Annotated in this window: 32 protein-coding genes and 2 tRNA genes; 7 read left to right on the top strand and 27 right to left on the bottom strand. The window is 23.1% G+C overall.

Annotated elements, in window-relative coordinates:
* Positions 1-10: 10 nt before the first annotated feature.
* From ONB71_RS00390 to cysK, 5 genes are all read right to left on the bottom strand, one after another.
* Positions 11-1,300 carry an adenylosuccinate synthase gene (locus ONB71_RS00390; RefSeq protein WP_274360622.1) on the bottom strand — a complete coding sequence of 430 codons (1,290 nt, stop codon included), beginning with the start codon at positions 1,298-1,300 and terminating at the stop codon, positions 11-13.
* An 89-nt stretch (positions 1,301-1,389) separates the two neighbouring features.
* Positions 1,390-1,899 carry a PTS glucose transporter subunit IIA gene (gene crr / locus ONB71_RS00385; RefSeq protein ID WP_274662214.1) on the bottom strand — a complete coding sequence of 170 codons (510 nt, stop codon included), beginning with the start codon at positions 1,897-1,899 and terminating at the stop codon, positions 1,390-1,392.
* Between the two features lie 13 nt (positions 1,900-1,912).
* A complete protein-coding gene (ptsI, locus tag ONB71_RS00380) occupies positions 1,913-3,646 on the bottom strand; it encodes a phosphoenolpyruvate-protein phosphotransferase PtsI (RefSeq protein ID WP_274360620.1) in 1,734 nt (577 codons plus the stop codon).
* A gap of 110 nt (positions 3,647-3,756) precedes the next feature.
* Positions 3,757-4,014, bottom strand: a complete 258-nt coding sequence (locus ONB71_RS00375) for an HPr family phosphocarrier protein (protein ID WP_274360619.1) — start codon at positions 4,012-4,014, stop codon at positions 3,757-3,759.
* Positions 4,015-4,248: 234 nt separating this feature from the next.
* Entirely contained in the window at positions 4,249-5,199 is a 951-nt protein-coding gene (gene cysK, locus ONB71_RS00370) for a cysteine synthase A (protein WP_274360618.1), read from the bottom strand.
* 180 nt (positions 5,200-5,379) lie between these two features.
* On the opposite strand from cysK, the gene ligA reads away from it, so the two are divergent.
* On the top strand, positions 5,380-7,113 hold the full coding sequence (ligA, locus tag ONB71_RS00365) for an NAD-dependent DNA ligase LigA (protein WP_274360617.1): 1,734 nt from the start codon (positions 5,380-5,382) through the stop codon (positions 7,111-7,113).
* Positions 7,114-7,116: 3 nt separating this feature from the next.
* Here ligA and ONB71_RS00360 read toward each other — a convergent pair.
* Together ONB71_RS00360 and ONB71_RS00355 are read right to left on the bottom strand one after the other, a co-directional pair.
* Positions 7,117-7,189 (bottom strand) — tRNA-Lys (locus tag ONB71_RS00360).
* A gap of 13 nt (positions 7,190-7,202) precedes the next feature.
* Positions 7,203-7,275 (bottom strand) — tRNA-Val (locus ONB71_RS00355).
* A gap of 127 nt (positions 7,276-7,402) precedes the next feature.
* Between ONB71_RS00355 and gltX the strand changes: the two genes are divergently transcribed.
* The 4 genes from gltX (at position 7,403) to tpiA (ending at position 11,777) form a co-directional block, all read left to right on the top strand.
* Complete coding sequence (gene gltX / locus ONB71_RS00350; protein WP_274360616.1) at positions 7,403-8,794, top strand: glutamate--tRNA ligase; 1,392 nt, start codon at positions 7,403-7,405, stop codon at positions 8,792-8,794.
* 137 nt (positions 8,795-8,931) lie between these two features.
* On the top strand, positions 8,932-10,158 hold the full coding sequence (locus tag ONB71_RS00345; protein WP_274360615.1) for an Nramp family divalent metal transporter: 1,227 nt from the start codon (positions 8,932-8,934) through the stop codon (positions 10,156-10,158).
* A gap of 68 nt (positions 10,159-10,226) precedes the next feature.
* Positions 10,227-10,970, top strand: coding sequence for an FAD-binding oxidoreductase (locus tag ONB71_RS00340; protein WP_274360614.1), 744 nt, complete (start codon positions 10,227-10,229; stop codon positions 10,968-10,970).
* Positions 10,971-11,024: 54 nt separating this feature from the next.
* Positions 11,025-11,777 carry a triose-phosphate isomerase gene (gene tpiA / locus ONB71_RS00335; RefSeq protein ID WP_274360613.1) on the top strand — a complete coding sequence of 251 codons (753 nt, stop codon included), beginning with the start codon at positions 11,025-11,027 and terminating at the stop codon, positions 11,775-11,777.
* Between the two features lie 86 nt (positions 11,778-11,863).
* On the opposite strand, the gene cspE is transcribed toward tpiA, so the two are convergent.
* The gene (cspE, locus tag ONB71_RS00330) at positions 11,864-12,073 is read right to left on the bottom strand and encodes a transcription antiterminator/RNA stability regulator CspE (RefSeq protein ID WP_115955986.1); all 210 of its coding nucleotides are present in this window, start codon (positions 12,071-12,073) and stop codon (positions 11,864-11,866) included.
* A gap of 434 nt (positions 12,074-12,507) precedes the next feature.
* Positions 12,508-12,681 carry a hypothetical protein gene (locus tag ONB71_RS00325; protein ID WP_274360612.1) on the bottom strand — a complete coding sequence of 58 codons (174 nt, stop codon included), beginning with the start codon at positions 12,679-12,681 and terminating at the stop codon, positions 12,508-12,510.
* A 1,094-nt stretch (positions 12,682-13,775) separates the two neighbouring features.
* On the opposite strand from ONB71_RS00325, the gene def reads away from it, so the two are divergent.
* The gene (def, locus tag ONB71_RS00320; protein ID WP_274360611.1) at positions 13,776-14,261 is read left to right on the top strand and encodes a peptide deformylase; all 486 of its coding nucleotides are present in this window, start codon (positions 13,776-13,778) and stop codon (positions 14,259-14,261) included.
* Position 14,262: 1 nt separating this feature from the next.
* Positions 14,263-15,210, top strand: coding sequence for a methionyl-tRNA formyltransferase (gene fmt / locus ONB71_RS00315; RefSeq protein ID WP_274360610.1), 948 nt, complete (start codon positions 14,263-14,265; stop codon positions 15,208-15,210).
* A 22-nt stretch (positions 15,211-15,232) separates the two neighbouring features.
* On the opposite strand, the gene rplQ is transcribed toward fmt, so the two are convergent.
* The 18 genes from rplQ to rpsQ all read right to left on the bottom strand — a co-directional run bounded on the left by rplQ (position 15,233) and on the right by rpsQ (position 24,023).
* Positions 15,233-15,595, bottom strand: a complete 363-nt coding sequence (rplQ, locus tag ONB71_RS00310; protein WP_274360609.1) for a 50S ribosomal protein L17 — start codon at positions 15,593-15,595, stop codon at positions 15,233-15,235.
* Between the two features lie 49 nt (positions 15,596-15,644).
* A complete protein-coding gene (locus ONB71_RS00305) occupies positions 15,645-16,637 on the bottom strand; it encodes a DNA-directed RNA polymerase subunit alpha (protein WP_416053554.1) in 993 nt (330 codons plus the stop codon).
* A 19-nt stretch (positions 16,638-16,656) separates the two neighbouring features.
* On the bottom strand, positions 16,657-17,277 hold the full coding sequence (gene rpsD / locus ONB71_RS00300; RefSeq protein ID WP_274360608.1) for a 30S ribosomal protein S4: 621 nt from the start codon (positions 17,275-17,277) through the stop codon (positions 16,657-16,659).
* Between the two features lie 30 nt (positions 17,278-17,307).
* Complete coding sequence (rpsK, locus tag ONB71_RS00295; protein ID WP_274360607.1) at positions 17,308-17,697, bottom strand: 30S ribosomal protein S11; 390 nt, start codon at positions 17,695-17,697, stop codon at positions 17,308-17,310.
* A 15-nt stretch (positions 17,698-17,712) separates the two neighbouring features.
* Positions 17,713-18,072 (bottom strand): 30S ribosomal protein S13, encoded by a 360-nt coding sequence (gene rpsM, locus ONB71_RS00290; protein ID WP_274360765.1) that lies wholly within the window; start codon positions 18,070-18,072, stop codon positions 17,713-17,715.
* Between the two features lie 64 nt (positions 18,073-18,136).
* Entirely contained in the window at positions 18,137-18,253 is a 117-nt protein-coding gene (gene rpmJ, locus ONB71_RS00285) for a 50S ribosomal protein L36 (protein ID WP_115955995.1), read from the bottom strand.
* A gap of 38 nt (positions 18,254-18,291) precedes the next feature.
* Positions 18,292-19,623, bottom strand: a complete 1,332-nt coding sequence (gene secY, locus ONB71_RS00280; RefSeq protein WP_274360606.1) for a preprotein translocase subunit SecY — start codon at positions 19,621-19,623, stop codon at positions 18,292-18,294.
* Between the two features lie 29 nt (positions 19,624-19,652).
* The gene (gene rplO / locus ONB71_RS00275; protein ID WP_274360605.1) at positions 19,653-20,087 is read right to left on the bottom strand and encodes a 50S ribosomal protein L15; all 435 of its coding nucleotides are present in this window, start codon (positions 20,085-20,087) and stop codon (positions 19,653-19,655) included.
* 7 nt (positions 20,088-20,094) lie between these two features.
* Positions 20,095-20,274 (bottom strand): 50S ribosomal protein L30, encoded by a 180-nt coding sequence (rpmD, locus tag ONB71_RS00270; protein WP_274360604.1) that lies wholly within the window; start codon positions 20,272-20,274, stop codon positions 20,095-20,097.
* Between the two features lie 16 nt (positions 20,275-20,290).
* Positions 20,291-20,791 carry a 30S ribosomal protein S5 gene (gene rpsE / locus ONB71_RS00265; protein WP_274360603.1) on the bottom strand — a complete coding sequence of 167 codons (501 nt, stop codon included), beginning with the start codon at positions 20,789-20,791 and terminating at the stop codon, positions 20,291-20,293.
* Between the two features lie 14 nt (positions 20,792-20,805).
* Positions 20,806-21,159: a 50S ribosomal protein L18 gene (gene rplR / locus ONB71_RS00260; RefSeq protein WP_274360602.1), complete on the bottom strand. Its 354-nt coding sequence runs from the start codon at positions 21,157-21,159 to the stop codon at positions 20,806-20,808.
* 7 nt (positions 21,160-21,166) lie between these two features.
* Positions 21,167-21,703 carry a 50S ribosomal protein L6 gene (gene rplF / locus ONB71_RS00255; protein ID WP_274360601.1) on the bottom strand — a complete coding sequence of 179 codons (537 nt, stop codon included), beginning with the start codon at positions 21,701-21,703 and terminating at the stop codon, positions 21,167-21,169.
* A 15-nt stretch (positions 21,704-21,718) separates the two neighbouring features.
* Positions 21,719-22,102 carry a 30S ribosomal protein S8 gene (gene rpsH / locus ONB71_RS00250; protein ID WP_274360600.1) on the bottom strand — a complete coding sequence of 128 codons (384 nt, stop codon included), beginning with the start codon at positions 22,100-22,102 and terminating at the stop codon, positions 21,719-21,721.
* Positions 22,103-22,127: 25 nt separating this feature from the next.
* On the bottom strand, positions 22,128-22,433 hold the full coding sequence (rpsN, locus tag ONB71_RS00245) for a 30S ribosomal protein S14 (protein ID WP_274360599.1): 306 nt from the start codon (positions 22,431-22,433) through the stop codon (positions 22,128-22,130).
* Positions 22,434-22,443: 10 nt separating this feature from the next.
* Positions 22,444-22,983 (bottom strand): 50S ribosomal protein L5, encoded by a 540-nt coding sequence (gene rplE, locus ONB71_RS00240; protein ID WP_274360598.1) that lies wholly within the window; start codon positions 22,981-22,983, stop codon positions 22,444-22,446.
* Between the two features lie 18 nt (positions 22,984-23,001).
* Positions 23,002-23,319, bottom strand: a complete 318-nt coding sequence (gene rplX, locus ONB71_RS00235; protein ID WP_274360597.1) for a 50S ribosomal protein L24 — start codon at positions 23,317-23,319, stop codon at positions 23,002-23,004.
* 17 nt (positions 23,320-23,336) lie between these two features.
* Positions 23,337-23,705 (bottom strand): 50S ribosomal protein L14, encoded by a 369-nt coding sequence (rplN, locus tag ONB71_RS00230; protein ID WP_274360596.1) that lies wholly within the window; start codon positions 23,703-23,705, stop codon positions 23,337-23,339.
* Between the two features lie 78 nt (positions 23,706-23,783).
* Positions 23,784-24,023: a 30S ribosomal protein S17 gene (rpsQ, locus tag ONB71_RS00225; RefSeq protein WP_274360595.1), complete on the bottom strand. Its 240-nt coding sequence runs from the start codon at positions 24,021-24,023 to the stop codon at positions 23,784-23,786.
* Position 24,024 lies beyond the last annotated feature (1 nt).

Here is a 24,024-nt window from a genome sequence, read left to right as displayed (position 1 = left end):
AATAATTAAATCAAAATCTTTCATTTAAAATTATCATTTCCTCTCTATTAGGACCAGTAGATATAAAATCAATAGAAATACCAAGAATATCTTCTAATTTACGAATATAATTTAAAGCCAACAAAGGTAAATCATTTAGATATTTTATACCACACGTATTCTTTTGCCAACCAGGCATAATCTCATAAACAGGTTCCAATTTATCAGGTAACATACCGGATTGTAACATATATGAAGAAAAATTAGAAGTACAACGATAATCAATACAAATTTTTATCTCTTTTAATTTATCTAAAACATCTAATTTAGTTATACAAATACCAGATAAAGAATTAGAATAAATAGTTTTTTTAATAGCAACTAAATCTAACCACCCTACACGTCTTTTCCTACCAGTAGTTGATCCATATTCGTTACCAGCATAACATAAATATTCGCCTATTTCATCAAATAGTTCTGTAGGAAACGGACCAAATCCTACTCTAGTAGTATACGCTTTCATTACTCCTAAAACATATTTAATATCCCTTATACTTACACCAGTACCAGTTATAATACCACCTATAGTGGTATTTGACGAAGTCACATATGGATAAGTACCATAATCTATATCTAATAATGCTCCTTGAGCACCTTCAAAAATAGTAAACAAATTATTCTTAGATATCTTTTTTAAAATATCAGTTACATCAAAAACCATATCTTTAATAACTTCTGAAATATTCATTAAATTATTTAAAATTAAATCATAACTAACAGATTTCCTTTTGTAAAATAAATTTAATTGAAAATTATAAATATTTAATATATCTTTTAACTTTAAACAAAAGCTATCCATATCAAATAAATCAATTATACGTAATCCTCGCCTTGCCACTTTATCTTCATAAGCCGGACCGATACCTCTTCCAGTAGTACCTATAGATTTATTACCTAAAAACTCTTCTCTAGCTATATCCATTTCTACATGATATTCTAAAACCAATTGACATAATGGAGACAATATTAATCTATTACGAATATTAATACCTTCTTTTTCCAATAGAAACATTTCATTCAATAATTCAACAGGAGATAAAACAACACCATTACCTATAATAGGTATAACATTAGAATGTAACACACCAGAAGGAATTAAATGTAAAATAATTTTTTTATCATTATAAATTAAAGTATGACCAGCATTATTACCACCCTGACATCTTACAACGTACTTAGCTTTCTTTGATAAAAAATCAACAACTTTACCTTTACCTTCATCACCCCATTGAATACCTAATACAACAATATTTTTACTCATTTTAATATATAAATGTTAAATACCTAAAGTTATAAAAATTAAAATAAAAAATATAACTAAAAATAAAATTAATTATAATAAAAGAAAAATTATTTAAAAACATCTAGTATAGGTGTTTTACCAGCTAATACTGTGCCAGAATATTTTTTTATCTCATGGAATTTTTCTATATTTGAAATAATTACAGGAGTAATAATAGATTTTGCATTTTTTAAAATAAAATTCAAATCTATTTCAATAATAGGATCACCTATATTTACTGATTCACCATCATTTAAAATTCTTTTAAAACCCTTCCCTTTTAAATTAACAGTATCAATTCCTAAATGAACAAATAATTCAATACCATCATGAGAAACAATAGAGAAAGCATGATTAGTTCTAAAAATTTTACCTATAATACCATCAACTGGAGAAACTATAACACTGTCAATAGGTTTAATTGCTATTCCATCACCAACTATTTTTTTAGAAAAAACTTTATCGGGGACTTTACTAATAGATAATATTGTACCAGATAAAGGCGCAAATATTTGAATTGCAATCTTTGAAATATTTTTATTCCTTAATTTAGAAAAAAACATTATAAAGTACCTCATTATAATAAATAATTTAAATATTTAAAATATTATTTTCCTTAATGAATTCATCTAGCAAATACATTATACCTTTAACTGTTGATTCTGATAAAACATTTTTAACCAATTTTTTTGCCTTAAAAAAATCAGTATTTCTAATAATCCTCTTAACATTAGCAACAGAAGTAATATTAACACTAAATTTATCTAATCCCATACCCAATAATAAAACAATAGCATTTTGATTGGAAGCTAACTCACCACAAACACTCGTCCATTTTCCTTCAACATGAGAATAATTTATTACTCTTTCAATTAAACGTAAAACAGCTGGAGAAAATGGATTGTACAAATGCGATATTGAATCATTACCTCTATCAACTGCTAAAGTATATTGTGTCAAATCATTAGTACCTATACTAAAAAAATCCACTTCTTTAGCTAAATAATTGGAAATTATTGCTGCAGAAGGAGTTTCTATCATAACCCCAATTTTAATATTATTATCAAAAGAATATCCATCATTAAATAATTTATCTTTAATTTTATTTATCTCATTTTTTAAAAATAAAACTTCCTCTAAAGAAATTATCATAGGAAACATAATATATAACTTTCCAAAATAAGAAGCACGTAAAATAGCACGAATTTGAGAATATAGTATATCCTTACGATCCATCATAATACGAATAGCACGCCATCCTAAAAATGGATTTTCTTCTTTAGGAAAATTTAAATAAGATATATACTTATCACCACCTATATCCATAGTTCTTATAATAACAGGCTTATTATTCATAAATTTGGCAATATCTTTATACACCAAAAATTGTTCTTCTTCATCAGGCAAGGAAGATCTATTCATAAATAAAAATTCAGTACGATATAAACCTATAGATTCACCACCACTAGAAAAAACGTTTTTAACATCATCTATCTTATTTATATTGACAGATATCTCCACCTTATGACCATCCAAAGTTATAGCAGTAAGATCTTTAATTTTCTTTAGTCTATTTTTTTCTAAAAAAAATTTTCTTCTAAGTAACTTAAATTCATTAATAACATTAAAAGATGGATTTATATAAAATTTATTATTTATACCATCTAAAATTACAACATCTCCGGTTTTAATCTTAGATGTGATATTACCTAAACCTACTATAGCTGGTAAACCCAAAGATCTGGCTATTATTGAAGTATGAGAAGTACTACCACCCAAATCAGTTAATAAACCGATAACAACTTTAGTATCAAATTGAGCTATTAAAGATGGAGTTAAATCTTTTGCTATTAAAATAACCTTATCTTTTATTAAACTCAAATCTATAACTTCTAATTCAAGAACATTATGTAATAAACGCTTACTAATATCATGTATATCAATAATACGTTCTTTAAGATAAATATCATTAATACCTTTTAAAGCAATTATTTGATCATTCATTACAGAAAATATAGCAGCATCAGCTGTAAAATTTGATTTCTTAATTAAAGTTATTATTTCTTGTTCTAATTCAACATCCTCTAAAAGAAGAATATGACCTGCAAAAATCACTGATTTTTTCTTGCCAAATAATTCATCAGCTTTTTTCAAAATAGATTTAAGTTGAACAATAGATTTATGACGAGCATCAATAAACCTTTTAATTTCTTTATTTACTTCATTAATTGAAATTTTATTATAATTAACAATTATTTTATCTTCTTTATACAAAAGAGCTTTTCCAAAAGCCAATCCTTGAGATGCTAAAATTCCTGAATTCATAAATATACCTTAATTAACGTAGTATAATTGATTTCATAAAAAATATTATATAAGATGATATTAACAAAAAAAAAAAAATAATAAAAATAATATTTATTATGTTAATTAAATTACTGTAATTCAGATAATATTTTAGATAAATGATCAACAGCCTCTTTTTCATCTTTACCAACAGCACAAATCGTAACAATACTACCATAAGATAAACCAATAGTTTGTAATTTAAAAAGACTTTTAGCATTTACAGATTTACTATTAAAAATAACAGTAATATTTGAAACAAATTTTTTTGCCTCCTTAACAAATTTAGCAGCTGGACGAATATGTAAACCATGTATTGCTCTAATCGTCACGTTTTGCTGAAACATTTTATTTTCTCCATTAAAGATAAAAACCGATAACAATAAAAAACAAGTATAAATGTTATTAAAAATATTAAAATTTAAAATTAATTAAACAAAAAAAAATAACTTATTGTAATTAAATTTTTTTAAAACAAATATATATTTTACATATATAAAAAAAAAATTAATATAGTTTTATCATATAATAATAAAAATAAAAAATTTAATCAAAAACATAAAATATCTAACTAATTAACATTAAGATAAAAAAGAAAACAATGATGTACTTAAATAACGTTCCCCAGATGATGGTAAAATTACAATAATATTCTTATTTAAAAATAATTTTTCTTTTTGTAATTCCAAAGCAGCATAAACAGCAGCACCAGAAGAAATACCGGATAGAATACCTTCATATTTCATTAATTTTTTTGCCATATCCATAGCTGATTCATTAGATACCATAACAACACGATCAATTAAATTTAAATCTAAATTTTTAGGAATAAAACCAGCACCAATACCTTGAATTTTATGATTACCTACTTTCATATTTTTACCTGTCATAGCTTTAGTAATAACTGGAGAATCAAGGGGTTCAACAGCAACAGCAAACAAATCTTTTTTACCTTTAATATTCTTTATATATCTTGTTACTCCAGTCAAGGTACCTCCAGTACCAACACCTGCAATAAAAACATCAATAAGTCCGTCAGTATCATCCCATATTTCAGGACCAGTAGTCTTTTCATGTATATCAGGATTAGCAGGATTATTAAACTGTTGAAGAAGTAAATACTTATCAGGATTATTCGCAAACATTTCTTCAGCTTTAGAAACAGCACCTTTCATACCATATACACCATCAGTTAATATCAAATTAGCACCTAAAGCCTTAAGTAAATTACGACGCTCAATTGACATTGAATCTGGCATAATCAAAGTTAAATTATATCCTCTAGAAGCAGATACAAAAGCTAAAGCAATACCAGTATTACCACTAGTAGGTTCAATTAATTCTATGTTTTTATTTAAAATGCCTTTATTCTCTGCATCCCATATCATATTTGCACCAATACGACACTTAACACTAAAACTAGGATTACGTGATTCAATTTTAACAAAAATACTACCATTACCTATTCTATTTAATTTAACTAAAGGAGTATTACCTATAGTTAAAGAATTATCCTTAAAAACATTCTTCATAAATTCTCCATCTAAACAAAGATATAAATATTTTAAATAAATAAAATAATATTTAAATAAAAGTACAATTAAAATTAAAAAATATCAAATAATATAATTAAATAATATTTATCAATATAAGATAAAGATTTGATAATAATAATTAAATAAATTAAACTTAAAAAAAATATTAAAAAAACAATGAAAAAAATAATAAAAAAACTAAAAAAAAAAATAAAATATCATGAATATTTATATTATGTTCTAAATAAACCAAAAATTAATGACGAAACATATGATAATATGATAATAAAATTATTAAAATTAGAAAAAAAAAACCCTCACCTTATAAAAAATAATTCACCAACAATAAAAATCACAGGACAAATAGATAAAAAATTTAAAAAAATAAAACATAAAATACCTATGCTTTCATTAAGAAATATTTACAAAAAAAAAGATCTTCTAAATTTTAAAAATTATTTAAAAAAAAAATTATTTAAAAAAAAAATAGTTAACTTATGTTGCGAATTAAAAATAGATGGATTAGCCGTTAGTATAATATACAAAAATGGCATTTTACAAAAAGCAGCTACAAGAGGCGATAGTGAAATAGGAGAAGATATAACAAATAATATAAAAACAATAAAAAAAATACCACTAAAAATTACTGGTAATAATATACCAAAATATTTAGAAATAAGAGGAGAAGTATTTATATCAAAAAAAAATTTTAAATTATTAAATAAAAATAAAAAAAAAATGTTTTCTAATCCAAGAAATATGGCCGCAGGTTCACTAAGACAATTAAATTCAAAAATAACAGCAAAAAGAAAATTAGAATTCATATGTTATAACGTTAATATAAAAAAAGAAAAAATCAACATAAATAGTCACTTTAAAACATTAAAAATGGCTAAAAAATGGGGTATACCTATTTGTAAACACACAAAAATATACAACAAAAAAAAAGATATATTAAATTTTTATTCAAAAAAATTAAAAAAGAAAAATAAATTAGGTATAGATGTAGATGGTATTGTAATAAAAATCAATAATAAAAAATATCAAAAAAAACTTGGTGAAACAACAAAATTTCCAAGATGGGCTATAGCTTATAAATTCCCATCAGATGAAACAAAAACAAAAATAAAAAATATAAAATTTCAAATAGGACGTACAGGAATAATAACACCAATAGCACAATTAATTCCTATATCATTATCTGGATCAATAATAAAAAATGTTAATTTACATAATATTAAAGAAATAAAAAGATTAAAAATAAACATTGGAGATTCAATTATTTTAAAAAAAGCAGGTAATGTAATTCCTAAAATTATAAAAGTAATAAAAAAAAATAAAAATAATGAAAAAGAAATAATAAATATTCCTAATAAATGCCCAGAATGTAACTGTAATATAAAAATTACAAAAAATAAATCAATAATAAAATGTATATCGGGATTAAAATGTAAAGCACAACTTAAGGCATATTTAAAATATTTTGTATCACAACAATCTTACAATATTATAGGTTTAGGAAATAAAACTATAGATAAACTAATAGAAAACAAAATCATAAAATCATCAATAGATATTTTTAATTTAAATATAAATATGCTATTAAATATTAATAATATAAAAATAAAAAAAGCAAAACAAATAATAAAATCAATTAATCAAGCTAAAAAAATAAAATTTAGTAATTTTTTATATTCATTAAACATAAATGGATTAGGAAAAACAAATGCAAAAAACATCGCAACAAAATTAAATTCAATAAAAAAATTCTTAAATGTTAATATTAAAAAATTATTATCAATTAAAAAAATAGGAAAAAAAATAGCTAAAAATATAATAAAATATATCTACAAAAATAAAAAAATAATAAAAAAACTAAACAAAAAAATCTATATAAAATATAAAAATTAAAAATGGGTCGTGCAGGATTCGAACCTGCGACCAATTGATTAAAAGTCAACTGCTCTACCAACTGAGCTAACGACCCCCAATTTTAAAATTGGGTAATGACGGATTCGAACCGCCGACCTTCTCCGTGTAAAAGAGACGCTCTACCAACTGAGCTAATCACCCATATAACATTTAATTAAATTATACTATAATCAAAAAATAAAAAAATAAAAATTTAATAAAAATTAAATATAAAATTATTATATAATTAATAATACCAAATATTTTAATTTTATAAATTTAAAATAATATGAAAATAAAAACTAGATTTGCTCCCAGCCCAACCGGGTTATTACACCTAGGAGGTGCAAGAACAGCATTATATTCTTGGTTATTCGCACAAAAAAATAACGGATCATTTATACTTCGTTTTGAAGATACAAACACAAAAAGTTCAAAACAATATTTTGTAAAAAAAATAATAAAACATATGAAATGGATGGGAATAAATTGGAATGAAAATATATATTTTCAATCAAAAAGAATTAAAAAATATAATAAAATAATAAAAAAAATGTTAATAAATAAACAGGCTTATAAGTGCTATTGTTCAAAAAATAGATTAGAAAATCTAAAAAAATATCAATTAAAAAACAAAATAAAACCTCATTATGATAATTTATGTAGATATAACGAAAATAAAAACAAAAAAAACAAATATGTAATAAGATTTAAAAATCCTAAATTTGGAGAAGTAGTATTTAAAGATCAAATAAGAGGAAAAATAAAAATTAAAAATAAAGAATTAGACGACTTAATTATACAAAGAAGTAATGGTATACCAACATATAATTTTTGTGTAGCCATAGATGATTGGGATATGAAAATTACTCATGTTATTAGAGGTGAAGAACATATAAGTAATACACCAAAACAAATAAATATTTTAAATGCAATAGGAATAAAACCTCCAATATATGCACATCTTCCTATTATACTTAATGAAAACGGTGAAAAGATGTCAAAAAGAAAAAATACTAAAAGTATTTTTGAATATAAAAAAAATGGTTATTTGCCAGAAGCATTATTAAATTATTTAATACGACTAGGATGGTCTTACGGAAATAAAGAAATTTTTAATGTAACTGAGATGAAAGAACTATTTAATTTTAAAAAAATTAGTAAATCAGCAAGTTTGTTAAATAAAAAAAAACTAAATTGGTTAAATCATCACTATTTAAAAAATTTAAACAAAAAAATAATTATAAAACATTTTAAAAATTATATGAAATTAAATAAAATTAAAAAAAATAATTTAGAAATTAATATTTTAAAAATATTTATACCTAGATGTAAAACTTTTAAAGAAATTATAAAACAATCGAATTATTTATATAAAAATATAAAATTAAAAAAAAATAATTATCTATGTAAAAATTCAATTAAACCACTAAAATATATAAAAAAAGAGTTTTCATCAATAAAAATATGGAATGAATCAAATATTCAATTAAAATTAAAAAAAACTATCAAAAAATTAAAATTAAATATCATAGATTTAAACATGCCATTAAGAATTTCAATAACCGGTAAAACAAAATCTCCAAATTTATCTTTAATTTTATTTTTATTAGGAAAATATAAATCATTAGAAAGAATAGAAAATTCAATAAAATATATAAATAATAATAAAATTTACTAAAAAATATAAAAAAATTACATATAAAATTATATTTTTAATAAAAATATATATTTAATTAAATACTAAATAAAATTATTACAACAAATATGTTATGTTATTAACATTATTAAAATATTTAATTTATTTTAAATGAAATAATGATACAAAAAAATAAAAATAAATCTAATAAAACAAATAAACTAATAATATTAGGCCCAGCATTCATAGCCGCTATTGGTTATATAGATCCAGGAAATTTTGCTACTAATATACAAGCTGGAGCAGCATATGGGTATACTCTTTTATGGGTTGTAACATTAGCTAACATAATGGCTATTTTAATACAACTAATGTCTGCAAAACTGGGCATAGCAACAAATAAAAATCTTGCAGAACATATAAGAGATAATTTTCCAAAACCAATAGTATGGTTTTACTGGATACAAGCGGAAATAATCGCAATGGCAACAGATTTAGCCGAATTTTTAGGAGCTACAATCGGAATAAAATTAATAACAAACATAAGTTTACCCAAAAGTGCAATTATAGTTGGTATATTAACATTTTTAATATTAACAATACAAAAAAAAGGACAAAAAACCTTAGAAATAATAATAGGAATATTATTACTACTAGTAGCAACTGCATATTTAATAGAATTATTTTATTCAAAACCTAAATTATCATTACTAATAAAAGGATTAATTATTCCTTCATTACCAACTACAAATGCAGTTTTTTTATCTGCAGGAATATTAGGTGCAACAATTATGCCACATGTAATTTATTTACATTCATCTCTTACACAATATAAAACAAATATAGGAACAAAAAAAGAATTATATTCATCCACTAAAATAGATATAGCTCTAGCTATGACAATAGCTAGTTTCATAAATTTAGCCATGCTTGCAACATCATCTGCAGTATTTTATTATCATGGTGTTATAAAAATAACAGATTTAAACCAAGCATATTTAACATTAAAACCACTATTAAATCAAGCTGCTGCTACTATTTTTGGATTAAGCTTAATAGCAGCTGGAATATCATCAACGGTAGTAGGAACACTAGCCGGACAAATAATGATGCAAGGGTTTATTAATTTCTATATACCAGTATGGATACGAAGAATAATAACAATTTTACCATCTTTTATTATAATTTTGATAAAATTAAACCCAACAACTATTTTAATCATAAGCCAAGTATTACTAAGTTTTGGAATTTCATTAGCATTAATACCATTATTATCTTTTACTGGAAATAAAAAAATAATGGGAGAATTAGTAAACTCAAAATTTTTACAAAAAACAGGTTGGGTTATTGTAACATTTATCATTACTATTAATATATACTTAATTGTAAAAGAAATAATAAACTAAAAATAAAAACTTTTATTAAAAAATAATATACTATTAACAAATATTAAAAAATATAAAAGGAACTAACAATGACTACATGGGTAAAGGGAAAAATAATTAAAATATTACATTGGAACAATAGACTTTTTAGCATAATTTTAAATGCACCTATTAATAATTTTGTAGCAGGACAATTCACAAAATTAGCAATACAAGATAAAAAAAAAAGAATAATACAAAGAGCATATTCATATGTTAATTCACCAGATAATAAAAATTTAGAATTCTATATAGTTAAAATAAATAATGGTTATTTGACTACAAAATTACAAACATTAAAAATAAAAGATGAAATTTTAATCAGTAAAAATGCTATAGGAAATTTTACAATAAACAATATTCCAAGTTGTAAAATTTTATGGATGTTTGCAACAGGAACAGCTATAGGACCATACTTATCAATTCTACAAAATAAAAAACAATTAACAAAATTTGAAAATATAGTATTAGTACATGCAGTTAGAAAATATGAAGATTTTAATTATATAAAATTAATACAAAATTTACAAAATGAAAATTTTAACAAATTACATTATGTTAAAATAACAAGTAGAGAAATAAATAAAAATACAATTAATGGTCATATACCCAAATTAATAAAACAAGGAATAATTGAAAAATCTATTAATTTAAAAATAAATAAAGAAAGTCAAATTATGTTATGTGGTAATCCAGGAATGGTTAAAGATACACAAAAATTTTTAATTGATGAAAAAAAATTAAAAAAAAGATTTAATGAAGAAGGAGAGATAACAACGGAATTATATTGGTAACATAAAAAATAAAAATATTTTAAAATAAAATAATAATTTTATTAGGATAATTAGATGAAAAAAATATTAATTTTAACAAATTGGAAATTAAACGGAACAAAAAAAAAAATAAAAAAATTAATAAAAAAATACAAAAACATAATAGATAAAATTAAAAATATAAAAATAATTATAGCACCTCCATTAATTTATTTAGATTATACTAAAAAAAAAATAAATAAAATAAATATAAAATTAGCAGCTCAAAATATCGATTTACATTTATCAGGTGCATATACTGGGGAAACATCAATAATGATGTTAAAAGATATAGGAATAAAATATGTCATTATAGGACATTCAGAAAGAAGAATATATCACAATGAAAAAAATAATATTGTAGAAAAAAAATTTAATTTAGTAAATAATAACGGATTAATACCAATTTTATGTATAGGTGAAAATTATGCAGAATATCAAAATAATCAAACTAAAAAAATATGTATAAAACAAATAAAATTTATATTAAAAAAAACTAAAACAAAATTATTAAAAAAATTAATAATTGCATATGAACCTATATGGGCAATAGGTACAAATAAATCTCCAGAACCAAGAGAAATACAAAAAATAAGTAAATATATAAAATCATATATATATAAAAAACATAAAGAACTATACAATAAAACTATAATACAATATGGAGGATCTGTTAATATAAATAATTTTCATGAAATAATAAAACAACCTGATGTTGATGGTGCTCTAATAGGAAATGCATCATTAAATGGTAAAAATTTTATATCTATGATTAAACAAATACGATAAAAAATAAAACAATAAAAAAGAACTAGCGATAAACGCTAGTTCTTAATAAAACAATTTACTATTAATTATAAAATTAACAAAAATTACTATATAGCCACTACATTAACAGCTGCTGGACCTTTTTGACCATCTTGAATTTCAAATTCAACATTTTGCCCTTCAGTCAAAGTTTTAAAACCATTGCCTTGAATTGCAGAGAAATGTACAAAAACATCTTTACTACCATCAGAAGGAGTAATAAAACCAAAACCTTTAGATTCATTAAACCATTTAACTTGACCTTTAATTTTTGCCATTATATTTTCCTTAAAAATTTTGTTTTCCAAAAAAAAAAAAAAATAAATCGAAAACAGAGATATTAATGAATAAGGCACTAATTTAAGGTTCGGCAAGGAAAATAAAACAACATCTTTACTCTGAACTTCTCTACTAAAATGCCATATATACATAAACAGAACTGCATCTCGTTTTACATAATGTTGGATTTTACATATATATTTATTAATCTCAAGAACTTTTTTATAAAAAAGAACATTTTATTAAAAATTGATAAAAATTAAATATAAATAAATTTTAATAAAAGTAAACATCATAAAACTAATAGTAACATATAAATTAAAAATATAAAATAAAGATATTAATATTTTAGTTAATATTATTAAATAAATACACCGTTCAATAAAACATTAATACATTTATCCAAAAAAGAATAAGTAATAAATAAATTTAATCAAAAATTTTTGTTAACCTTAATAAAAAAACATTTTAAAACAGAAAATAATTCACTATTACTAAAATTATATAAACCCCTAATAGATCTTAATACTGACATCATTTTATATAAACATATTAATTTTACATAATTAGCATCAGTATAAAATTCAACTCTTCTAAAAGAAGACATAACTATAATAATCGCTAAAACTCCAAAAAAATAATTTTAAAATAAAAGATAATAATAAAATATTATTAATTACTATAAATAGTAAACAGATAATAATTATCTTTATTATTAAAAAATAAATAATAAAAAAAAAATAACAAATATATTTAAAATAAATTAAAATAAAACCATTGTAACCATATCACAATTGTATAAATTACTAATCTAATAAACAATCATAACTTAAATTTCATTTTTAGTTAATTTTTTTAATAAACAGGTAAATAAAACCATTAATGAAAAATTACAAAAAACCCCTGTAGCAAAAACATTAATATCACAAACTTTATAAATAATAATTTAAGACATATTAATGCCTAAAATATTAAATTAATCATAGAAAATTTTAAATAAAATACATTCTAAATTATTTTAGAATATTTTATTATGCAATCATTAATAAAATGTAAAATAATACATTGGGATAAAAATAAAGATATCAAGAAACCTAAACCACCAAAAATACCAAAAAATAAAATTAAAAAATAAAAATTATTAAAAAAAATTAAAAAAACCCAAAATAAAAATAAACAAAAAATCAACAAATACAAATAAAATAACACTAATCATATAATTGTACTTTTAACATAATTAATATTAAAATATAAAAAAATAAAAATAAGAGAATATTACAAATAAAAAATATATCCTTAATGCTGATACTCAGAATCGAACTGAGGATATACTCATACCAAGAGTATGTTTTTCCAACTAAACTATATCAGCCAGGATAAAATAAAAAAATTATATATAATTTATATTTAAATAAATTAAAAATAATAAAATACATTTGATATAAAAAAATTACTAAAATATATTTTTTTATTTTTAAAATATTAATAAATTTTCACACAATAATTAAATCTATTAAGTTAAAAAAAAATGTTAAATAAAAAATAATCTTTTAATAAACATAAAATTAAATAAATAAAATATATTATACACACAAATATAAAAAAAATAAAAAACAAACAAACATATAATAATTTTACTTATATAAAAAACATAGATAAAATATGTAAAAATAAATATCATAGAAAATCATTCAAAAAAAAATGTTAATACCAAAAATACTAATACATCCAGATATAAGATTAAGAATAAAAGCATCAAAAATAAATAATTTTAATAATAAGATCAAAAATATTATAAAAAATATGCTAAAAGTTATGTATATTAATAAAGGTATAGGACTAGCAGCAACACAAATTAATATACATAAAAAAATTATAGTTATAGATATATCAAAAGATCAAACAAAACCAATAATATTAATTAACCCTAAAATAATAAAAAAATATGGAACAATATCTATAAAAGAAGGTTGTTTATCCATTCCAAATATAAAAATATCTATAAATAGATATAAATATATAAAAATAAACACAATGAATTGTAACGGTAAAACGTATAAAATAAACGCACATGATTTATTATCTATATGTATACAACATGAAATAGATCATCTAAATGGAAAATTGATTTTAGATTATAAAAAAAAAATTAAAGATATTAATTATTATATTAAATATCAACAATAATATGAAAAAAAAATTAAAAATACTTTTTTTTGGAACATCAAGGTTTGCTTTATATCATTTAAAAACATTGATAAAAAATAAATATAACATAATTGGAATATTTACTAAACTTAATAAAAGATTTAACAAAGAATATTATTCAAAAATAAAAATTATAAATAAAAAATATAATATTCCAATTTATAGTCCAAAATCTATAAAAGAATTAAATAATATTAAAAAAATATATTACTTTGATATTGATCTTATAATAACAGTATCATATGGGTTAATCATACCAAAAAAAATATTAAAAATACCTAAAATAAACTCTATAAACATACATGCATCTTTATTGCCTAAATGGAGAGGAGCAGCGCCTATACAAAGATCAATACAAAATGGAGATAATAAATCTGGTATTTCAATAATACAAATGAACGATAAATTAGATGAAGGTGATATATTATACAAAAAAACATGCAAAATTAAAAAAAAAGATAACAGTGAATCTCTAACTAAAAAACTTATGAAATTAGGTTCCAAAAGTATGTTAAAAATTATAAAAAAAATAAAAAATAAAAAAATAATACCTATTAAACAAAATAATTTAAAAGCAACATATGCATACAAAATTAAAAAAAAAGAAGCAAAAATAAATTGGCATAAAAATAGTAAAGAAATAGAAAGAAATATACGTGCATTTAATCCATGGCCAGTATGTTATTTCAAATTAAATAAAATAAAAATAAAATTATGGAAAGCAAATATTTTAGAAAAAAAAAATAATAAAAAATCTTTTAAAAAAGGACAAATTATTTCCATTAACAAAAATGGAATAAAAATAATTTTAAATGATGGAATATTAAATTTAAAAGTTATACAAATACCTGGAAAAAAAAAAATGGAAATAAAAAATTTAATTTTATCCAATAAAAAATGGTTTAAAATAGGTGATATTTTAAATTAAAAAATATAAAATTATTGTCAAATTAGTCATAACGATCCATAAGTTCAATAAAAGCCATATTAGTATTATCACTACTCCTAAAATTATTTTTTAATATTCTAGTATATCCCCCATATCTATTTTGATATCTAGAAGATATATCTTTAAATAATTTAGTCACAATTACCTTATCACGTAAACAAGCAAATATTATTCTTCTATTAGCAACCGTATCAATCTTAGCTATAGTTATTAATTTTTCAATAAAACTACGTAATTCTTTAGCCTTAGATAAAGTAGTTTGAATAATTTCATAAATAATCAAAGATCTAGCCATATTACGTAACATAGCATCACGATGAGAAGAATTACGATTTAATTTACGACCGGATTTAAAATGACGCATAATAATTTAACCCACTTTTATAAAACAAAAAAAAATGAAAAATAATAAATCATTTATTATTAATATCTACAGGAGGCCAATTTTCTAATCTTATTCCCAATGATAAACCTTTAGAAGACAATACATCTTTAATTTCAGTTAATGACTTTTTACCAAGATTTGGGGTTTTCAATAACTCAACCTCTGTACGTTGCACTAAATCACCAATATAATGAATAGATTCAGCTTTTAAACAATTTGCAGATCTAACAGTTAATTCTAAATCATCAACAGATCTCATTAGTATAGGATCAAATTCAGGTTTTTCTTCTTCAACTTCCGAATAATGCATATCACGCAAATAAATAAAAGATTCTAATTGATCAGATAATATAGTAGCAGCTCTTCTAATAGCCTCATCAGGTTCAATAGTTCCATTAGTTTCTAACTCTATTATTAATCTATCCAAATCAGTACGATGTTCAACACGAGCTGCTTCAACATTATAACTAATTCTATCCACAGGACTATAACAAGCATCAATTAATAATTTACCAATAGAAAAATTTTCATCTTTAACAGATATTCTAGAAGAAACTGGAACATAACCTCTTCCTCGCTGTACTTTAATTTTCATATTAATAAAAGAAGATTCATCTGTTAAATTACAAATTACATGATTTTTATTAACTATTTCTATAGTATTATCATGTTCAATATCTGAAGCCAAAACAGTACCTATACCAAACTTATTTAAAGTTAAATGAGCATTATCTTTTTCATGAATTTTAATAGCTAATCCTTTTAAATTTAATAAAATTTCTAAAATATCTTCCCTAATACCTTTTTTATTACTATATTCATGCAATATACCATCTATTTCAACTTCAGTAACAGCACAACCTGGCATAGAAGATAATAATACCCTTCTCAAGGCATTACCTAATGTATAACCAAAACCACGCTCTAATGGTTCTAAAATAACTTTTGCATGAGTAATACTTATATGTTCAATATTAACAATACGAGGTTTTAGAAAAGACATAGTAGAACCATTCTGCATTACAATCCCCTAAAATATTTTATTTAGAATAAAATTCAACAATCATATGTTCATTAATATCAGAATATAAATCATCACGTTTTGGAATACGTTTTACAACACCTTCCATACTATCCTTATTTACTTTTAACCAATCAGGTAATTCACGTTGTTCTGAAAGTTCAATAGATGTTTTTATACGTAATTGTTTTTTAGATCTATCACAAACAACAATTTTATCATTTATTAAAACATTATATGATGGTATGTTAACTACACAATCATTTACTATAATAGATTTATGGCAAACCAATTGTCTAGCTTCAGCTCTTGTACAACTAAACCCCATTCTATAAACAATATTATCCAATCTACTCTCTAATAAACGTAATATATTTTCACCAGTATTACCCTTTAAACGAAATGCTTTTTTATAATAATTACGAAATTGTTTTTCTAAAACACCATATATACGTTTTAATTTTTGTTTTTCTCGTAATTGAATACCATAATCAGATAAACGGTTTTTTTTAATACCATGTTCTCCAGGTAATTGATTAATTTTACATTTACTATCAATAATTTTTAATCCAGATTTAAGAAACAAATCAATACCTTCCCTTCGACTTATTCTTAATTTGGGACCTAAATATTTAGCCATATATTACCTTTATTTTTACTTGTAATTAAATTATACTCGTCTTCTTTTTGGGGATCGACAACCATTATGAGGTATAGGAGTCACATCAGTTATATTCGTAATATTAAATCCAGCAGAATTTAAAGCTCTAATTGTAGATTCTCTTCCAGGACCGGGGCCTTTCACCATAACCTCTAAATTTTTAACACCATAATCCTTTACAAACTCAGCACATTTTTCCGCGGCAACTTGTGCAGCAAAAGGAGTAGATTTACGTGAACCACGAAAACCAGAACCTCCAGCTGTAGCCCAACCTAATGTATTACCATGTCTATCAGTTATAGTAACTACAGTATTATTAAAAGAAGTATGAATATGAGCTATACCATCAATTATTTGTTTTTTTATTTTTTTACGAATTTTTATTCTTGATTTTACCATTATTTAATTCCTGAATTATTTTTTCTTAATCAATTTACGAGGACCTTTACAAGTACGAGCATTAGTTCTAGTTCTTTGACCATGTACAGGTAAATTATGTCGATGACGCAATCCCCGATAACAACCTAAATCAATTAAACGTTTAATATTTAAATTAACTTCACGACGTAAATCACCTTCAACTAAATATCTAGAAACTTCTTTTCTCAAAGATTCCATTTGATTATTAGATAAATTACATATCTTAGTATCACCTAAAATTCCAATATTTGAACATATATTCTTGGATCTAGATTTTCCTATTCCATAAATCATTTCTAAACCAACAATTACAGACTTATTATCTGGTATATTAATATTAACTATACGAACCACTAAGCACCTCATTGTAAAATATATATTTTATAATCATAAATTATTTAATAAATAACAAAAAAAATTAACCCTGTCTTTGCTTATGTTTTGGGTGTAATTTACAATATACACGAACAACTCCATGACGACGAATAATTCTACAATTTTTACAAAACTTTTTAACTGAAGTACGAACCTTCATTTTAAATCCCTAATATATAATTCAAAATACTATTTTATTCAATTATTATAATGTCTTAAATTAGCTTTTTTTAAAGCAGATTCATATTGAGTAGACATTAACATAGTTTGAATTTGAGATATAAACTCTATTATAACGACAACAACAATCAATAAAGATGTACCACCAAAATAAAATGGTACATTCATAATAAAACGCATAAAATCAGGAATAAGACAAATAAAAGTAATATAAAACGAACCAAATAAAGTTAATCTAACCATAATTTTATTAATATACTTGGCAGTTTGTTCTCCAGGTCTTATACCAGGTATAAAAGCACCAGATTTTTTTAAAGTGTCAGAAGTATCCCGAGGATTAAATATCAATGAAGTATAAAAAAAACAAAAAAATACTATAAAAATAACATACAAAATAACATAAATAGGTTTTCCAGGTTGTAAAAGATAAGATAAAGATATCAACCAATGCAAATGAGCAATTCCACCAAACCAAGAAATTAAAGTGACTGGAAAAATTATAACACTAGACGCAAAAATAGCTGGTATTACACCTGACATATTTATTTTTAAAGGTAAATGAGTGCTTTGTGATACATACATACGACGACCCTGTTGTCTCTTAGCATAATGAACTAAAATACGACGTTGACCATGTTCTATAAAAATAACAAAATATGTAATAAAAAATATTAATAATATCATCAAAAGAAAAGAAAAAACACCAACATCACCCTGTTTAAATTGTTCTAGGGTATTTTTAATAGACAATGGCAATCCAGAAACAATTCCTGTAAAAATTATAATAGAAATACCATTTCCTATACCCTTATCACTTATCATTTCTCCTAACCACATAAGAAAAACAGTACCTGTTACTAAACTAGTTACAGATACAAAATAAAAAATAAAATTAGTGTTAATAATCAATTTTTGCATGCTAGGGATACTAGATATTCCAATAATAACACCAATTGATTGAAATATAGACAATATAAAAGTAGTATAACGAATATACTGATTTATTTTACATCTACCTAATTCACCTTCTTTTTTTAAATCTGATAAATACGGTACAATAATAGATAATAATTGAATAATGATGGATGCTGATATATAAGGCATTATACCTAATGCAAATATCGATGCTCTGCTTAATGCACCACCAGAAAAAACATTAAACATATCAATAATTGTACCAGATTGTTTTTCTAAAAGTTTACTTATAACAGAAGAATCAATACCTGGTATTGGTATAAAAGAACCAATACGAAAAACAATTAAAGAAATAACAACAAATAACAATCTATTCTTTAACTCATAAAAAGAATTCTTAATACCTTTAATGTTAGATGATAATTTTTTAATCATTAGAAACTAATCCATTAAAATAAAATAAATTAAAATTCAACTTTACCGCCTATTAATTCAATAGCTTTTCTGGCACCTTCAGTTACAGATAAAGAATGTAATGTAACAACAGATAAAATTTTACCAGATAATATAACTTTAACATGATTTACATTATAAGAAACTATATTATCTCTTTTTAAAGCCTTAAGATCTATAAAACTTGTTTTTACTTTATTTAATTCTGATAATCTAACTTCTACTCTATACAAAGATTTACGAGAACGAAAACCAAATTTTGGTAATCTTCGATAAAGAGGAGTTTGCCCCCCCTCAAAACCCCTACGTATTTTACCACCACTACGAGATTTTTGACCTTTATGACCTTTACCACATGTCTTACCCCAACCAGATCCTATACCTCTTCCTAATCGCTTTATTGATTTATTAACACCACGATATACATGAAAATTATTTAAATACATTATCAACTTACCTCAAAATTTCAACTAAATATGAAATCTTTTTAATCATACCCAAAATTGACGAATTATTAATACGTTTTACAATATGACCTACACCTCTTAAACCTAAACCCAAAAGAATTAATTTATGTTTTTTTATAACACCAATTGAACTACGTTTTTGTAATATTGTTATTTTATTTGACATATAATTTATTTCCTGATTAATTTAATAAATCATCTATCATTTTACCCCTTTTAGCAGCAATAATAGAAGGATATTTCATACTCATTAATGCATTAATAGTAGCTCTTACCATATTTATTGGATTAGTAGAACCATAAGCTTTAGCTAATACATTATGAACACCAGCGACTTCTAATACCGATCTCATAGCCCCACCAGCTATAATTCCTGTTCCTTTAGAAGCGGGTTTCATAAATACATGAGAACCAGTATGTACTCCTTTTATTTCATGTTGTAAAGTATAGTCTTTTAATATAATTGTTATCATATTCTTACGTGCTTTATCCATAGATTTTTGAATAGCTGATGGTACTTCACGTGCTTTTCCATAACCAAAACCAACTTTACCATTACCATTTCCAATTACAGTCAATGCAGTAAACGAAAATACACGACCACCTTTAACTGTTTTAGATACTCTATTAACTGCTATTAATTTTTCCTGTAATTCTGTTAATTGTCTATCAATTTGTAACATAAAACATCCTTATCTCAAAACTTAAGACCAAATTCTCTTGCAGCATCAGCTAAAGCTTTAATACGACCATGATATTTAAATCCGGAACGATCAAAAGATACTTTAACTATACCTTTATTTATAGAACGCTTTGCAATTTTTTTTCCAACTATAACCGCTGCACTTATATTTCCAGTATTTTTAATTAATTTAAATATCTTATTCTCAGTAGTAGATGCTGATACTAATACATTACAACTATCAGAAGAAATAATCTGAGCATAAATATGACGATAGGTTCTATGAACAACTAAACGAAAAACATTATCCTTCTTGAATTTATATCGTATTCTATTAGCTCTTACTAGTCTAGATTTTTTTTTATTCATAAAATTTTTACTTACTTTTTTTAGCTTCTTTTATTAAAATTGTTTCATTAAAATATCTAATCCCCTTACCTTTATATACTTCAGGTTTCTTATAAGAACGAATAATAGCAGAAACCTGACCAACCAATTGCTTATCTATACTTTTTAAAATTATATCAGTAGAGGATGGACATTCAATAAATACATTTTTGGGAACTAAATATTTTATAGGGTGAGAATATCCTAAAAACATATTAAGATAATTATTCTCTAAATATGCTTTATATCCAACACCTACCAACTGTAACCTCTTAATAAAACCCTTAGTTAAACCAATAACCATAGAATTTACTATCGATCTAACAGTACCAGCGCAAGCCCAAGCATGTTTATTATTTACTTTAGGAGAAAAACTAAAAATATTATTTAAAAAATTTACATTAACAAATTTATTCATTTTAAATAATAACTTGCCTTTATCACCTTCTATAATCAAAAAAAAATCACTTAAAAATACTCTAAGAGTATCTGGTACAATTACAATAGCTTTTGCAATACGAGACATTTTAACCTAACCTCATCAAGCAACATAACATATTATTTCACCTCCAATACCTTTTTTACGAGCATCTTTATCAGTCATAACACCCTGCGATGTAGATATTATAGCAATACCAAAACCAGAAAGAACATTAGGTAATTGATTAGTAGGTTTATATACACGTAAACCTGGTGAACTAACACGTTTAATATATTCAATAACAGATTTGTCATTAAAATATTTAAGAAAAATTTTAATAAAATAACCATTTAATTCAAAATCTATTATATATCCTTCATTTTTTAAAACTAAAAGAATATTTCTTTTAATATTTGAATTAGGAACAAATATTAAAATTTTATTTGATTTTTGACCATTACTTATAGAAACTAACATATCTGAAATAGGATCATGTAAACTCATAATTAATATTAACCCTTATAAAATTCTACCAACTAGCTTTTCTCAAACCTGGAATATCACCTATCATAGCAGACTCTCTAACTTTCATACGACTTAAACCAAATTTTCTTAAATAAGCATGAGGTCTACCAGTTTGATTGCAACGATTACGTATTCTAGATCTACTAGAATCACGAGGCAACATCTGTAATTTTAACATTGCATACCATTTTTCTTCTTGTGAAGAATATATATTAGATATAATACACTTTAATTTATTTCGTTTATCAAAAAATTTATTTACTAATTTAATTCTTTTTTTTTCTCGTGCTATCATTGATTGTTTTGCCATAAAACTACCTTTATTTTTTAAAAGGAAAATTAAATAATTCTAATAAAAAACGTCCTTCATTATCCTGCTTGGCAGTAGTGATTATATTTATATCTAAACCTCTAATTTCATCTATTTTATCATAATCTATTTCGGGAAATATAATTTGTTCATGTATACCCATATTATAATTACCTCTTCCATCAAAAGACTTAATAGAAAAACCTCTAAAATCTCTAATACGAGGTATAGATATGGATATCAATTTATACAAAAAATCCCACATCTTTTTATTTCTTAAAGTAACTTTACAACCAATAGGTAAACCCTGACGAATCTTAAATTGTGCAATAGATCTTTTAGCCTTTATAACCAAAGGCTTTTGACCTGTAATATCAGTTAAATTTTTAATTGCATAAACAATTATCTTTTTATTAAATACAGCCTCTCCTATACCCATATTCAACACAATTTTTTTAATTGTAGGTACCTGCATAACAGAAGTATATTTAAATTTCTTCATTAATATCAAAATTGCATCTGTACGGAAAAATTTATATAAATTACACATCTCTTATTAAAATTAAAATTACTTAATAATTTCTCCTGTAGATTTCAAAAAACGATATTTTTTACCATCAATAAATTTAAACCCTATTCGATCAGCACGATTATGTTTAAAACTAAAATAAGCTACATTAGATATTGATATAGGTGATTCTTTTTTTACTATCCCAGAAACAGAATTCTTCAACTTAGAATTAGATTTTTGATGTTTTTTAACTATATTAATTCCTTCAACTATAATCTTTTTAGAAGAATAAATAATCTTAACTTTACCTTTTTTACCTTTATCTTTACCAGTCGTAACAACAACAACATCATTACATTTTATCTTTAATGACATTATAAAAATAATCCTTATTAATAAACATCAGGAGCTAATGAAACAATCTTCATAAATTTATTATTACGTAATTCACGAGTAACCGGACCAAAAACCCTAGTACCTATAAGTTGATCATTATTATTTAATACAACACAGGAATTACTATCAAATCTAATTAAAGAACCATCATATCTACGTATTCCTTTTTTTGTACGCACAATAACGGCTTTAAGCACTTCTCCCTTTTTCACTTTAGAATTAAAAGAAACCTCTTTAACACTAATTTTTATTATATCACCTATATTGGCATAACGACGATGAGTACCACCAAATACCTTTATACACAACACTAAACGAGCACCAGAATTATCAGCTACATGTAATAAACTTTGTTCCTGAATCATAAAAAATCCAAAAAATAACGTAGTAAAACAATATAACATATAATTTAAAAAAAACACAATAAATATATATTATTAATATTAAACTATTTTAAACAAACACCAAGATTTAGTTTTTGATATAGGTTTACATTCATAAATATCAACTATATCACCAACCATACATTGATTATTTTCATCATGTACATGCAATTTTGTAGTTTTTTTTAAAAATTTACCATATAAAGGATGTTTTACTAATCTCTCTACACAAACAACAATTGATTTATTCATTTTATTACTAATTACTTTACATCTTAATAATTTAATTTTACGTTTCATA

Source organism: Candidatus Purcelliella pentastirinorum (genome assembly GCF_028748785.1).
GTDB classification, from domain to species: Bacteria; Pseudomonadota; Gammaproteobacteria; order Enterobacterales; family Enterobacteriaceae; genus Purcelliella; species Purcelliella pentastirinorum_A.
The sequence above is the reverse complement of the archived record's forward strand: the minus strand, read 5'-3'. Positions and strand labels throughout refer to the sequence as shown.